This window comes from Nocardioides alkalitolerans DSM 16699 (assembly GCF_000426525.1).
Lineage (GTDB): Bacteria > Actinomycetota > Actinomycetes > Propionibacteriales > Nocardioidaceae > Nocardioides > Nocardioides alkalitolerans.
Genome location: NZ_KE384533.1, coordinates 282,250 through 295,662, shown reverse-complemented (window position 1 = coordinate 295,662; position 13,413 = coordinate 282,250). Strand labels below are relative to the sequence as shown.

At 75.6% G+C, this 13,413-nt stretch carries 10 protein-coding genes; all 10 read right to left on the bottom strand.

Translation table 11 applies throughout. The annotated features are described in order from the left end of the window. Positions 1-15: 15 nt before the first annotated feature. Positions 16-2,022, bottom strand: coding sequence for a hypothetical protein (locus tag K329_RS0118265; protein WP_028474172.1), 2,007 nt, complete (start codon positions 2,020-2,022; stop codon positions 16-18). A 193-nt stretch (positions 2,023-2,215) separates the two neighbouring features. Beyond that, entirely contained in the window at positions 2,216-3,103 is an 888-nt protein-coding gene (locus K329_RS0118260) for an HpcH/HpaI aldolase/citrate lyase family protein (protein ID WP_028474171.1), read from the bottom strand. Position 3,104: 1 nt separating this feature from the next. Then, positions 3,105-4,211 (bottom strand): HpcH/HpaI aldolase/citrate lyase family protein, encoded by a 1,107-nt coding sequence (locus K329_RS0118255; RefSeq protein WP_028474170.1) that lies wholly within the window; start codon positions 4,209-4,211, stop codon positions 3,105-3,107. A 99-nt stretch (positions 4,212-4,310) separates the two neighbouring features. Continuing rightward, positions 4,311-4,904, bottom strand: a complete 594-nt coding sequence (locus tag K329_RS27855; RefSeq protein WP_052337090.1) for a DnaJ family domain-containing protein — start codon at positions 4,902-4,904, stop codon at positions 4,311-4,313. Positions 4,905-4,927: 23 nt separating this feature from the next. Then, positions 4,928-6,439: an MFS transporter gene (locus K329_RS27850; protein WP_245596598.1), complete on the bottom strand. Its 1,512-nt coding sequence runs from the start codon at positions 6,437-6,439 to the stop codon at positions 4,928-4,930. Beyond that, positions 6,436-7,812 carry a M20/M25/M40 family metallo-hydrolase gene (locus K329_RS0118240; RefSeq protein ID WP_052337089.1) on the bottom strand — a complete coding sequence of 459 codons (1,377 nt, stop codon included), beginning with the start codon at positions 7,810-7,812 and terminating at the stop codon, positions 6,436-6,438. Before K329_RS0118240 ends, K329_RS27850 begins: the two co-directional genes overlap by 4 nt. A 99-nt stretch (positions 7,813-7,911) precedes the next feature. After that, a complete protein-coding gene (locus K329_RS29845) occupies positions 7,912-8,715 on the bottom strand; it encodes a hypothetical protein (protein WP_028474168.1) in 804 nt (267 codons plus the stop codon). Further along, positions 8,712-9,659: an ATP-binding cassette domain-containing protein gene (locus tag K329_RS27840; RefSeq protein WP_052337088.1), complete on the bottom strand. Its 948-nt coding sequence runs from the start codon at positions 9,657-9,659 to the stop codon at positions 8,712-8,714. Before K329_RS27840 ends, K329_RS29845 begins: the two co-directional genes overlap by 4 nt. Next, positions 9,656-10,657: an LLM class flavin-dependent oxidoreductase gene (locus K329_RS27835; RefSeq protein ID WP_052337087.1), complete on the bottom strand. Its 1,002-nt coding sequence runs from the start codon at positions 10,655-10,657 to the stop codon at positions 9,656-9,658. The genes K329_RS27840 and K329_RS27835 overlap by 4 nt, the downstream gene beginning before the upstream one ends. Further along, complete coding sequence (locus K329_RS0118220; RefSeq protein WP_028474167.1) at positions 10,654-13,407, bottom strand: DUF4135 domain-containing protein; 2,754 nt, start codon at positions 13,405-13,407, stop codon at positions 10,654-10,656. Before K329_RS0118220 ends, K329_RS27835 begins: the two co-directional genes overlap by 4 nt. Positions 13,408-13,413: the final 6 nt, after the last annotated feature.

Sequence of the window (13,413 nt, the reverse complement as noted above, 5' to 3'; positions counted from 1 at the left end):
CGCAGGGCCGCGGGGTCAGACCTCGGGGCGGGGCGGGAGCGTGACGTCCGGAGCGGGGGCGGCGCTCGCCGTGCCGGCGGCGGCGATCGCCGTCCGCACCCCGCTCTCGACCGCGTCGGTGCGCTGCGCCGATCCGAGCGCCGAGGTGTACGCCGAGAAGCTGCGCTGCGCTCCCAGCCGGCAGGCGGAGGCCGACCCGCCCCGGCCCGCGCACTGCTCGGCCTCGAGCGACGTGAGGTGGCCCTGGTAGGCGGCGGACTGCCCGGCGTCGACGAGGGCCACCACCGTCTGGTGGGCGCTCGCGAGCCCGCTGGGCACGCTGACGGCCCGGGCCTGCTGGCCGAGGCTGCGGAAGGCGCCGGCCGCGTCGAACAGCCGCGTGCCCTGCGTGTAGTCCGCCCGGCCGTCCGCGGCGAGGGTCGGCAGCCCGCCGAGCAGCGTGCGGTGGCGGGCGATCACCTGCTCCACCGCGCGGGCGTACGTCGCATAGGCCGGGTCGGCGGTCGGGCTCGGCGTCGGTGCGGCGGCGCGGGCCGCCTCGACCTCCTGCTCCCACGCGGCGAGGGTGGCGCGGGCGTCGGTGACGAGACCGTCGAGGTGCCCGTACGCCGCCCGCGCCGCTCCGGCGAGGGGGTCGGGGAGGCCGTCGGCGGCGTCGCGGAGGAGGGACCCGCTGCTCGTCCAGACGTCGAGGTTCTCCCCGTCGAGACGGCTCAGGCCGCCGATCGGGTCGAGCAGGGCGAGCAGCGCGTCGAGCGCGGCCGCCGTCTCGGTGTCGTCGGAGAAGCCCGCGCGGGCGGCCCCGGCGTACGACGCCAGTGCCCCCGCGTCGTCGGCGGCCCCGCGCACGTCGGCGGTGAGGCCGGCCGAGGTGAGGCGCTCCAGGAGCGAGGTCAGCTGGTCGGTGAGGGTGCGCCCGGCCTCCGCGGCCACGAGGTCGCCGACGTGGTCGGCCGCCTGCGCCGCCGCGACCACGTCCGCGGCGACCGTGGGGGCGGCCACGAGCACGAGCCGCTCGGGCGTGCTCCGCAGCGGGGTCCCGGCCGGCTCGGCGGCCAGCTCCTGGGTCACCTCGGCCTCGTCGAGCTGCTGCGCGGAGGCGCGCAGGCCGGTGGCGAGGTCGCCGAAGTTCGACAGACCGGCGGTGTCGAGGTCGGCCAGGGCGGCGACGGCACCGAGGAACGCGCGCCGCGCCGCGAGCAGGGCCACGGCCTGTTCGCTCGGTGCCGGGTCGAGCGTCGCGGCCTCCGCCGTCTGGGCGTCGGCGGCGGGCAGCGCGGCGGTGGCGAGGGCGACGGCGTCGGGCAGGGACGCCAGGTCGGGGGTCTCGCTCAGGGCGACGGCCACCTCGTCGTACGTCGCCCGGCTCTGCGCCAGCAGCGCCGCCTCGGGGGAGTCCGACGGGTCGGCCGACGGTGGGGCCGAGGGTGAGGGCGTCGCGGACGGCTCGTCGGCGTCGTCGCCACGGGTGAGGAGGAGGCTGCCGACCCCGGCGACGAGCGTGAGCACCACGGCGACGGCGAGGGCCGTGAGGAGACGGCGGTCCCGGCGGGCGGGGTCGTCGGTGGAGCCGGTCGCGCTCACCGCGGTCGTGGCCTTCACCGGCTGGGGGGCGGGTGCAGGAGCGGGTCGGGGGGTGAGGGGCCGCAGCGGCGCCTCGGCGGCGGACGCCGTGGTGGCGGGCGTGGTGGTGGCGGGCGTGGTGGGCGTGGCGGTCGCCGGGTAGAGGTCGATCACGGGCTCGGCGGCCTCGGGCGTGGCGGCCGGCTCGTCGACGAAGAGCGAGAGCGGCGCGACCTCGGGCTCGGTGGGTTCCTCCGGCTCGGGCTCCCGCTCCGGTTCGGGCGCGACCTCGGGCAGGGCGGCCGTCCGGCTCTCGTCCTCCGTCCCCGCCTCGGGCGCGCGCTCATCCTCCCCGCGCCCGGCGGCGTCGCGGAACATGTCGAACAGGGCGCGCTGCAGGGCCTGGCCGGAGGGCTCGTCGGAGTCCTGCGGACCGGGGCCGGTCGGGGTAGCGGGCATGCCTCGTCTCCTGGCCGGCCCCGGCAGGGTCGGTAGGAGGGGCGGCCTGACCTCGCCAACGTCCGGACGCGGACGGCGTTACGAGCCGGGAGCCGCGCGGCGGCCGCAGGGTGCGCCGTACGGGGAAAAGCGCGGCGCGACGGGGCCGGCGGCGCCCCGGTGGTCCAGACCACACGGGCGCCGCCGCGAGCCGTCAGGCCTGGTCGGCCTCGAGGGCGGTGATGGCGTCGTGGATCGAGAGGGTGCGCTCGGCGGACTCGACGTGCAGGTTCTCGACCATCTTGCCCTGGTAGGTGACGACGCCGGAGCCCTTGCCGGCCTCCCAGGCCTCGAGCATCCCGCGGGCGTCCTCGACCGCCCGGGCGCTGGGCGCGAACGACTCGTTGGCGCCGGCGACCTGGCCGGGGTGGATGAGCGTCTTGCCGTCGAAGCCCATCTCGCGGCCCTGGGTGCACTCCGCGAGGTAGCCCTCGGCGTTCTTCACGTCGTTGTAGACCCCGTCGAGGATCGCCTTGCCGGCGGCGCGCGCGGCGAGCAGGGCGAGCCCGAGGCCCGGCAGGAGGGGGTGGCGGCCGGGCACGTGCTCGGCGTACAGCTCCTTGACCAGGTCGTTCGTGCCCATGACGAGCGTGGTGAGGCGGTCCGAGGCGGTGGCGATCTCGAGGGCGTTGAACATCGCGACCGGCGTCTCGACCATCGCCCACAGCTTCGTGTGCTCGGGAGCGCCGGCCTGCTCGAGCGCGGCGACCAGCTGGTGCACCTCGGCGGCCGAGCTGACCTTGGGCACGACGATCGCGGCGGGCCCCGCCTGCGCGGCGGCGGCGATGTCGGCCTCGTGCCACGCGGTGCCGATGCCGTTGACGCGGATCGTGACGGTGCGGCGTCCGTACTCGCCGGACGCGACAGCGGCGGCGGCGGCCGCGCGGGCGGACTCCTTGGCGTCGGGGGCCACCGCGTCCTCGAGGTCGAGGATCAGGCCGTCGCACGGGATCGACTTCGCCTTCTCGAGCGCCCGCTCGTTCGAGCTGGGCATGTAGAGCACGGAGCGGAGCGGGGTGAAGGTGCTGGACGTGGCGGTCATCTCAGGCCTCCTGGCCGGTCGTGTCGGCGTCGAGGGCGTCGTACTGCTTCTTCAGCTCGGGGTCGATGGCGGCGAGCTGCTCGGCGAGCTCGACCATCACCAGGCACTGCTTGAGGGAGGCGTCGTCCTCCATCTTGCCGTCGAGCATCACCGCACCGGTGCCGTCGCCCATGGCGGCGACGACGCGGCGGGCGTGCGCGATGTCGTCGGGGCTGGGCGAGAAGACGCGGTTCGCGATGGCGATCTGCTTGGGGTGCAGCGACCACGTGCCGACGCAGCCGAGCAGGAAGGCGTTGCGGAACTGGTCCTCGGCCGCGACGACGTCGGTGATGTCGCCGAAGGGGCCGTAGTAGGGGTAGATGCCGTGCATCGCGCACGCGTCGACCATGCGGGCGATCGTGTAGTGCCACAGGTCCTGCTGGAAGATCGAGCGCGGCCCGTCGATGTGGGCGATGCCGAGCTCGTCGACCGGGGGGTCCTGGCGCACGAGGTAGCCGGGGTGGCCGCCGCCGACGCGGGTGGTCTTCATGCGGCGGTCCGCGGCCAGGTCGGCCGGGCCCAACGAGAGGCCCTGCATGCGCGGCGAGGCACCGCAGATCTCCTCCACGTTGGCCACGCCGCGGGCGGTCTCGAGGATCGCGTGCACCAGGATCGGCCTGTCCAGGCCCGCCTTGGCCTCCAGCTGGGCCAGGAGGCGGTCGACGTAGTGGATGTCCTCGGCGCCCTGCACCTTCGGCACCATGATCACGTCGAGCTTGTCGCCGATCGCCGGCACCAGCGTCGTGAGGTCGTCGAGCACCCACGGGCTGTCGAGGGAGTTGATGCGGGTCCACAGCTGGGTGGGACCGAAGTCCGTGTCCTGGGCGATCTTCACCAGGCCCTCGCGCGCGGCGACCTTGTTGTCGGCCTTGACCGCGTCCTCGAGGTTGCCGAGCAGCACGTCGACCGTGCCGACCATGTCCGGGATCTTCGCGGCCATCTTCGGGTTCGACGGGTCGAAGAAGTGGATCGCCCGGCTCGGACGCGCGGGAACCTCGCGTACCGGAGCCGGCGCACCCACCGCGAGCGGGGCGAAGAAGTCCTTGGCACTACGTGACGATGCGGGCATGCGGCCGAACCTAGCAGCGGAACCTACCGGCCGGTACGGCGTGTCTCACCTCACGGTGGAGGCCCCGCCAGGTCGGTCGGGGCGGCCCTGGCCGGTCGGTCAGGCCGCGCCGTCGCCCCGTCGCCGGAACCAGCGGCGCCGGGTGGCGGCGGCCTCGCGCTCCTCGGTGCGGAGGGCGGCGGCGCGCTCGGCGGCGGCACGGCGTCGTACCTCGCGGCGGGCGTGCCAGGCCGCGACCTCGGCGTCGACGTCGCGCTTGCGGGTGATGAGCGGAGGACCGCCGGGGTTGCCGTAGAGCGCCTTGTGCACGCGCTCGTTGAAGTCGGTGAGCTCGCGCCGCACCTCCTTCTCCACCGCGAGGCGGTCGAGGTGGGCATCGAGCTCGGCGTCGTCCTTGCGCAGCTGGAGGGCGGGCGGCAGGACGCCGGTGATGTTCTCCCGCTCGACGAGCCGCTTCACCCACCAGTCGGGGTCGTGCTGGTCGCCGAGGTCGGCGATCGGCTTGCCGTAGCCGGCCAGGTCGTCGAAGTCGCCGCGGTCGCGGGCGCGCTGCAGCTGCAGCTCGACCCACTGCGTCTGGTTCGCGATCCGGGCGGCGGCCGCGCTGGCGCCGGTGCGCTCGTCGCGGGCCTCTTCCGGGCTGCGTGGGCGACGCGCGTCCTGCGCGTCGGGTGTGTCGTCTCGGTCGGTCACGGGTCTCACCCCCGCGATCGAAATTACCTCGCGGCTGGTGGCGCCTCCGACCCTGCGGGGGAGCGACCTGCGGCGCGGACGGCGAGCAGGGCCAGCGCACCGACGAGGGCGCTGACCGAGCAGACCGCCCACACCGTGAGGTAGCCCGACAGCGGCGCCTGGCCGAGCCCGGGCTCGTCGAGGGAGCCGGTGGAGGCGAGCGCGATGGCGAAGACGGCCGAGGCGATCGCGCCGCCCACGGTCTTCGTCGCGTTGGTCATGCCGGCCGCGATGCCGGTGCGGTCGGGCGGAGCCGCGGCGGCCGCGGCGGCGGGCAGGGCCGCCACGAGCATGCCGGAGCCGACGCCGGCCACCGCCATGTTGGTGAGCGTCTGCGCGGTCGAGTCGTGGAACGGCAGGAAGAGGCCGTAGCCCAGCGAGACCAGCAGGAGCGCCGCCACGAGCGCGCCCCGCGGCGTGAAGACCCGGGAGGCCAGCGGCAGCAGCAGCGCGCCGACGACCATGGTGAGCACGTAGACCCCGACGAGCGTCGAGACGAACCCGGCGTCGGCCCCGAGCCCGTAGCCGGTGACGTCGGGATCGGTGCGCGCGAACGTCGACAGCGGGATCTGCGCCCCGAGCACGCTCATGCCGAACAGGAACGCGGTGAGCTGCACCGGCCACTGCCCCGCGGTCGCGAACAGGCGCACGTCGATCAGGGGCTCCGCCTGGGCCGCCTCGAAGCGCACGAACCCGGCGAGGGCCACGGCCCCGGCGAGCAGGAGCAGCCACGGCCACGGGGAGCCCACGCCCTCGAGCCGCACGAGCACGAGCCCGGCCATCACGAGCCCGAGCACGACGGTGAGCAGGCCGAGACCCGCGTAGTCGTAGGTGCCGCTCGACTCGCCCGGCGCGCGCTCGATGCCGAACCAGATCACGACGAAGCAGATGCTCACGGCGATCGCGGGCAGCGTGAGCAGCGTCGTCATCGAGGTGGCCTCGACGAGGGCGCCGCTGGTGAGCGCGCCGACGATGACGCCGAGCTCGAGCGCGGCCACGAGGAAGCCCGCCGCGCGCCGGGTGAGCACGCCCTGGCGGCCGCTGCCCGCCGTGCGGCGGTGCACGATCGCGACCTCGAGGGGCAGCCACACGACGTACGCGCCCTGGAGCGCCCACCCGACGAGGAAGGTCGTGAAGCCCGGCGAGAACGCCAGGATCCACGAGCCCGCCGCGGTGATCGCCGTCGACACGAGCAGGACGTTGCGGTGGCCCCACAGGTCGCCGAGGCGGCACAGCAGCGGCACGGCGAGCGCCGACAGCATCAGCTGGGCGGCCTCGAACCAGTTGACGTCGCCCTCGGCGATGCCCAGGTGGTCGGCGATGTCGGTGAAGATCGGCGTGTAGTAGCCCTGCAGGATGCCGCTGGTGATCTCGACGAACACCAGGAAACCGACGACGGCCCAGAGGCCGGGCACCACGACGGTGCGGGTCGCGTCGACGGCCTCGTCGACGGCCTTGTCGCCCGCCGAGCCCGGGACCTGCGGCGGCGCGCTCACGCCGGCAGCCCCTCGATCAGCGCCGCGTACCAGTCGACGCCCTCGTGCAGCGCCGCCACCGTGAGCCGCTCGTCGTAGCTGTGGATCGACTCCCGCTGCGCCTTGCTCATGCGGAAGGGCGCGAAGCGGTAGACGCGCTCGCTGATCGCGGTGAAGTGGCGCGCGTCGGTGGCGGCCATCATCACGTACGGCGACGGGACCGCGTCGGGGAAGACCGCCGTGATCGTGCGCTCGACGAGGCCGAACGCCGCGTCGTCCTCGTACGGCGAGACCGGGCTCGGCTCGCCCGCCTCGACGACCCGGACCTCGACCCCGTCGTCGCGGATGGTGCGCCGCAGGTGCTCGGTGACGCTCGCGACCGTGTCGCCCACCATGATCCGCGCGTTGACGCCGGCGGTGGCCGTGGAGGCGATGACGTTGTGGGCCGGGGAGCCGCTCAGCGTGGTGAGGGCCAGCGTCGTGCGGGTCATGGCAGCGGGCTCGGGCCCGGCCGCGACGAGGGCGCGGGTGACGACCGGGGCGAGGCGTCCGGAGGCGGCCGCCATCAGCGAGCGCAGCGGCAGCGGGGCGTGGGGCGCGAGCCGGCGGAGCAGCTCGACCGTCGGGCCCGGCAGTGAGGCCGGCAGCGACGAGCGGTCGAGGCGGACGACGGCCCGCGCGATGCGGGCGGTCGGGCCGTTCCTCGCCGGGGTGGACGCGTGCCCGCCCCGGCCCTCGGCGCGCAGCTCGAAGAACGAGGTGCCCTTCTCGGTGACCCCGACGACGCCGACGGGCGCCGCCACGCCCGGGAAGGCGCTGCCCGCGATCGCGCCGCCCTCGTCGAGCACGAACCAGGGCGTCACGCCCGCGGCGCGCAGGTGGTCGACGGCGGCCACGGCCGAGGTCCCGGAGACCTCCTCGTCGCACCCGAACGACAGCCAGACGTCGCGCTCGGGCGTCACGCCCGCGGCGAGCAGCCGCTCGACCGCGGCGCAGATGCCGACCACGCAGCCCTTGTCGTCGAGCGTGCCGCGGCCCCAGACCGCGAGGCCCTCCGGGGAGTCGGCGAGCACGGCGTCGTACGCCGGGTGGGTCCAGGGCGCCTCGCCGTCGACGGGCACCACGTCGAGGTGGGCCATCAGCACCACCGGGTCGGCGTCGGTGCGGCCGCGCCAGCGCAGCAGCAGCGCGTGGGTCGGGATGCGGGTGACCTCGAGCCGCTCGTGCACGAGCGGGAACTGCCGGGCGAGCTCGGCGAGCAGCTCGTCGAAGACCGCGGTGTCGACCTGCGCGGGGTCACGGTCGGAGACGCTGGGCACGCGCACGAGCGCCCGCAGCGCGGTCACCACCGGGTCCTGCTCGGCGGCTCGTCGCGCCTGGTCCTGCTCCGTCACGTGGTGCTCCCCTTCGTGCGCCGCCTGCTCCCGGCGGCACCGTACCGCTCGCCGGGGACGGCCGCAGGCCCCTCGGGCAAAGACCCCGTCGAGGGTCCCTCAGGGCGAGCGCGGCAGGTCGACCCGCGACAGCCGGGCCACCCCGGCGACCAGCAGCACGACGGCGAGCAGGGCGACGTACGCGCCGCTGACCAGCGGGCTCCACGTGACGGGACCGCCCTCGATGCCCACGAAGTGGCGGGCGTTGGCGAAGGGCAGGTACGCCGCCACCTCGTCGCCGCCGGGGAGCACCATCGGCAGCAGCGGCTCGAGGAAGTTCGGCCAGGCCACCACGACGGCCGCGGTGACCCAGATGTGGCGGGTGAGGGCCGCGATCCCGAAGGCCATCAGGGCGAACGCCACCACCACGGACGTGGTGCGGGCGGCCACGTCGAACGAGGCCGCGGAGAACGGCGAGACGCGTGCGGCGGCAGGCCCCGCGACGCGGTCGAACACCACGCCCGAGGCCATCGTGGCCACGAAGACGACCGGGACCGCGACCGCGACCAGGAGCACGACCTTCGCCACGGCCACGTGGGTGCGGCGGCTCGTCACGAGGAAGGCGGTGCTCAGCGTGTTGTAGCGCAGCTCGACCAGCAGGAGCGCCGCCGCGAAGGCCGTGAGCACCGTGAGGGCGCCCCCGGGGATGCCGTCGCCGAGCACGCCGATCGTCGCGACGGTCGCGTCGGGCGGTGCGAGCACGTTGTCGCAGCTGTTGCGGGCGCAGTACGACTCGCGCGAACCCATGGCGCCCCCGAGCAGCGCCGCGAGCAGCGGGGGCAGGAGGAGCGCGAGACCCACGGTCCAGACGAGCAGCGGGGTCGACCGCGCCTTCGTGAGCTCGGCGCGCAGCAGACCGGTCATCGGGTGCCTCCTCCGGTGCGGACGGGGGTGCCGGGCAACGACTGCCCCTGCACCAGGCGCTCGTAGGCGTCGCTCAGCCCGGCGCCGCGCTGCTCGATGTGCCGCACGGGGACGGCGGCGTCGGCGAGCGTCGTCGAGACGGTCTCGACGGTGGCGCCGGGGAAGGTCCAGGTGCCGTCGGCGTCCGGACGGGCGAGCAGCCCGGCCGTCTCGGCCGCGCGGCGGATGGCGTCGTGGTCGCGCTCGGGCGTCAACGGGTGCACCAGCACCTCCGACGTCAGGCCGGCGACGACGTCGCCGACGGGGCCGTCGAAGAGCCGGCGGCCCCGGCCCAGCACCAGCAGGCGGTCGACGAGGGGGTCGAGCTCGGCGAGCTGGTGCGACGACATCACCACGATGCCGCCGGCGGCGACCCGCTCGGCGACGAGCTCGGCGAGCCACCGCGTCGCGGCGTGGTCGAGCCCGTTGAACGGCTCGTCGAACACCAGGACGTCGGGGTCGCCGAGCAGGGCGCCGGCGATCCCGAGCCGCTGGCGCATGCCGAGGGAGTAGGAGCCGACGGGGTCGCGGCCGTGGTCGGCGAGGCCGGTCAGCTCCAGGACCTCGTCGACCCGGGTACGACGCACGCCCGCCGCCTCGGACATCCAGCGCAGGTGGTCGCGGCCGGTACGGCGGGGGTGGAACCAGGTGCAGTCGAGCAGCGCCCCCACGTGGCGGGCCGGGTCGGCCACCCGCGCCAGGGGACGACCGTTCACCAGCGCCTCCCCGCGCGTCGCGCGCTCCAGGCCCAGCAGCACCCGGAGCAGCGTCGTCTTGCCCGACCCGTTCGGGCCCAGGAGGCCCACGAGCGTGCCGGCCGGCACCGAGCAGCTCACGTCGTCGAGCACGGTGCGGTGCCCGTAGCGCTTCGTCAGGCCGCGGACCTCCAGGTGCGGGGCGGTCATGCGGTGCCCCCGGTGGTCGCGAGCGGCCGGGGCGTGGTCCTCCCACCGTGGGCGGGGTCGGTGAGGGCGTCGGTGGCGTCGAGGATCTCGGCGAGGTCGACGACGGCCGCGTCGGCGCCGTGCTCGAGGGCGACCGACCCGACGTTGAGGACGACCTCGTCGACCCCGGCCCGGAGGTGGGCGGCGACCACGTCGGCGACGTCGGCCGGGGCGCCGTACGCGAACAGCCCCGCCTCGAGCGCGGCGCGCAGGTCGTGGCCCCGGTGACCGTCGAGGGCGAGCCCGGCGTCGGTGAGCATCGCGCGGTAGTGGGGGAGCCCGAGGTGGGTGCCGCAGGCGATCGCGGCGAGGCGCGGGGGCACCCGACCCGGTCGGGCGACGGCGCACTGCAGCACGCTCACCAGCCGCGGGCGGTCGCGGTCGGCCTCCGCGGCGCCGCGCGCGAGGCCGGGCAGCACCGCGCTCTCCAGGTAGGGCAGCGGCACCATCCAGGTGACCGCGAAGTCGGCGACCTGGCCGGCCAGCCGGGCCATCCGCGGGCGCAGCACCCCGCAGCCGACGTCGACGCGCGGGGCGTCCATCGGGTAGGGCAGCATCGGCTGGTCGGCGTCGCCGTCCAGGAGGCTCCGCACGTCGCGCACGTAGTCGCGGACGTAGCTGCCCGGCCGCTCCAGCGGCTCGCCGCGCAGCGACCGCGCGGCGCTCATGGTGCCGATGCCGTAGGCGACGGTCATCGACCGACCCGTGAGGGCGGCGACCGAGCGGGCCCGCAGCGCCGCGTCGAACGGGGTGCGCAGCGGCGCGACCGCCACGGCGAGCCCGGTCTCGACGCGGTGGCCGCGGCCGGCCAGCGCGCTCAGCGCGTCGTGGGAGTCGAGCTGGAACGACTGCCCCAGCCAGAGGCGCCGGTCGCGCTCCTCGGCGAGGGTGGCGACCCGCGCGAGCGGCTCGAGGCCGGCGACGTCGACCTGGGCGCCGTGCATGACGGAGACGGTCATCGCAGGCTCCCCGTGGAGAAGGTGGGGAGGGCGAGCGAGGCCGGGACCCAGCCGCGGCGTCCGGCGGTCGCCTCCTCGAGCAGGAGCGCCGTGTCGGCGATGCCGGCCCAGCCGTGGAAGTAGCCGAGCACGGCGGTCTTGGCGCGGTCGCCGGTGAAGAAGCCGACGGTGCGGGCGCGGGCCAGGCTGCGGGTCCACTCCTCCTGCGCCAGCTCGAGGGCCCACGGGGCGTCGAGGTGCTGGGTGACCTGGAGGAGCACCTGCACGACCCCGGCGGCGCCGTGGCAGACGCTCAGGTCGACGGGACCGTCGTGGCCTCCGCCGGCCGGGGCGACGGCCCGCTCGGCGAGGCGCCGCACGAGGCCCTCGTCCTGGTGGGTCGGTGCGGTCTCGGCGAGCACGAGGGCGAGCGCCGCGGCGCCCGAGCACCAGCCCCGGTACGACGGGGGCGTGGGCTCCGCGGCGATCTCGACCACCCGGCGGGCCGCGGCCGTGGCGACGGCGTCGAGGCCGAGCCGCCGGCCCATCCGGTGGCGGGCCCACTGGACGCCCAGGGTGCCGTGCGCCAGGTCGTACGACGCGCGGCCGTCGATGCCGGTCTGCTCCGTGAGGTCGAGCACGCGCCCGAGGACGTCGGGGGGCGTGGCGCCGTCGCTCGCGAGGAGCAGGCCCGTGCCGGGCAGCCCTCGGGTGAGGTCGTCGACGGCGAGCCGCTCGAGGTCGACCGGCTCGTCGCGGGTGCCCAGGTCACTGACCAGAGCCACGAGCGCGGAGAGGTCGTGGCTGCGGCCCGCCCCGGCGTACGTGAGCGACGCCAGGCCGGAGACGACCGAGAACGGCAGCTGCTGGAGCGACTCGCGGTAGCGGCGCACGAGGGCCTCCTGGCCCCGGTCGACGCGCGCGACCTCCGCCGCGACGAGCGCGTCCGGCGCGACCGCGGCCGCGCGGTGCAGGAACACCCCGATGCCGCCGGCGTCGTGCAGCGAGACGGCCGAGCCGACGTCGTACGTGGGCAGGACGTCGGCGTGCAGCCCGGTGATCCAGCCCTGCTGCTCGCCGTCGACGCCGGCGCTGCGCACGGCGACCCGGCGCAGGACGTCGCGGACGCCGCGCCAGTCCAGCGTGTCGCCGACCAGGTCGGCGAGGGGCGCCGGGGCGGTGTCGCGGTCCGGGGACTCGCCGCGCAGCCGGCGCATCTCCGACATCCCGTCCTCGATGACGAGACGCTCGAAGAGCAGCTGGTCCTCGTCCATCAGCGCGAGGCCGAGCCGGGCGCGGTCGATGGGGGTGTGGTCGGTGAACGGCACGGAGAGCTCGTCGTCGCTGCGCAGCCGGTAGTCGCGGCTGTCGACGCTGAAGTAGGGGATGTCGCCCTCCCGCAACGACTCCCGCTCGACCTGCTCGATGAACGGGACGACCTGCGGCAGCCGGAGGCCGAGCGGGGGCCGCACCCGGGCGAGGAAGCGCTCGAACTCCGCCGGGTCGGCGAGCAGGTCGGGGTGGGTCGCGGCGCTGAGGAGCCGGGCGTACGAGCCGGTGGGCCGGATGATCTGGCGCAGGGTGAGGGGGCGGGCGTCGAGGGCCGCGAGCACCTCGTCGCGGCGGGCGAGCACCTGGCGGTAGCCCGCGACGAAGCCGGCCTCGAGGGCGTCGTAGTGGTCGAGCACGCTGGTGACCACGCCGTCGGCGCGCGCCAGGACGTGCTGGCGGCGCAGGAACCGGTAGGTGCGGCGGGCGATGTCGACCGCGTCGGTGCCCGCGTCGACGACGACGAACTCCGTGCGCGACGACTCCTGGTCGTACGGGATGCCGACGCCGCCGAGCACGACCGAGTAGGGCCCGCTCGGCATGCGCTGCGGGAAGAGGAGGGTGCCGGCGACCGAGAGGCGGACCCGGTCGCCGAGGGCGTCGGAGATGTCGCGCGCGCCCAGCGCGTTCTCGGCGTGCAGCATCGTCTCCAGGTCGATCAGCACCGGTCGGTCGCCCGCCGCCACGACGTTCTCCTCGTGGAGGTCGGTCGCGCCCACGGCGCCCAGGAGGGCGGCCAGCGCGCCGAAGCGCCAGTAGTAGGCGGCGGCGTCGGCGGTGTCGCGGGCGGCGCGGGCGGCCACGTGCTGCTGCCAGCCGTAGGCGCCGCGGTCCAGCGAGAGCGGCACGACGCCGTCGAGGTCGTGGGGCAGGCCCTCCGCGACGAGGCGCACGCACTCCCGCAGGGCCTCCTCGCCGGCCATGCTCCGGGGCTTGTGCACGAGCCGCTCGCCCGAGGCGAGGTCGAGACCCATCACCATCGTCCCGCCCTTGTGGGGGTCGGAGTCGAAGGGCACGAGGCGTCGTACGTCGCCGGCGTCGGCGTCGAGGAGCCCGTGGGCGACCAGGGCCTCGCGGTCCGCCACGAACCGGTCGGCCACCTCGCCCACGAACCTCGCGGTGTTGTGCGCGACCCGGTCGAGCATGGTGCGCAGCACGGGGTACGTCGTGAACCAGCGCTCGAGCTCGTCCGGGCCGAACGCCTCGAGGTAGGCGTCGGTCGCCAGGGTCGCGTCCGGATCGGCGGGCAGCCCGCGGGCCTCGCGGAACGCGTGGAAGTCGACCACCATGACGCGCGGCACGATCGTGGTCACCCGGTGGAAGAGCAGGGCGCGGGTCGCCTCGGCGACGACGGCGGCGGGGACCCCGTCACGGTCGTGGCCGGCGTGGGTGCGCACGACGTCGTCGTACGACGCCACCACGGTCTCGGTGATCTTGTCCATGGTCAC

Bases quoted from the DNA above. Each gene is read 5' to 3' on its own strand.
- K329_RS0118265 (WP_028474172.1), bottom strand. From the start codon at position 2,022: ATGCCCGCTACCCCGACCGGCCCCGGTCCGCAGGACTCCGACGAGCCC.
- K329_RS0118260 (WP_028474171.1), bottom strand. From the start codon at position 3,103: ATGACCGCCACGTCCAGCACCTTCACCCCGCTCCGCTCCGTGCTCTAC.
- K329_RS0118255 (WP_028474170.1), bottom strand. From the start codon at position 4,211: ATGCCCGCATCGTCACGTAGTGCCAAGGACTTCTTCGCCCCGCTCGCG.
- K329_RS29845 (WP_028474168.1), bottom strand. From the start codon at position 8,715: ATGACCGGTCTGCTGCGCGCCGAGCTCACGAAGGCGCGGTCGACCCCG.
- K329_RS27840 (WP_052337088.1), bottom strand. From the start codon at position 9,659: ATGACCGCCCCGCACCTGGAGGTCCGCGGCCTGACGAAGCGCTACGGG.
- K329_RS27835 (WP_052337087.1), bottom strand. From the start codon at position 10,657: ATGACCGTCTCCGTCATGCACGGCGCCCAGGTCGACGTCGCCGGCCTC.
- K329_RS0118220 (WP_028474167.1), bottom strand. From the start codon at position 13,407: ATGGACAAGATCACCGAGACCGTGGTGGCGTCGTACGACGACGTCGTG.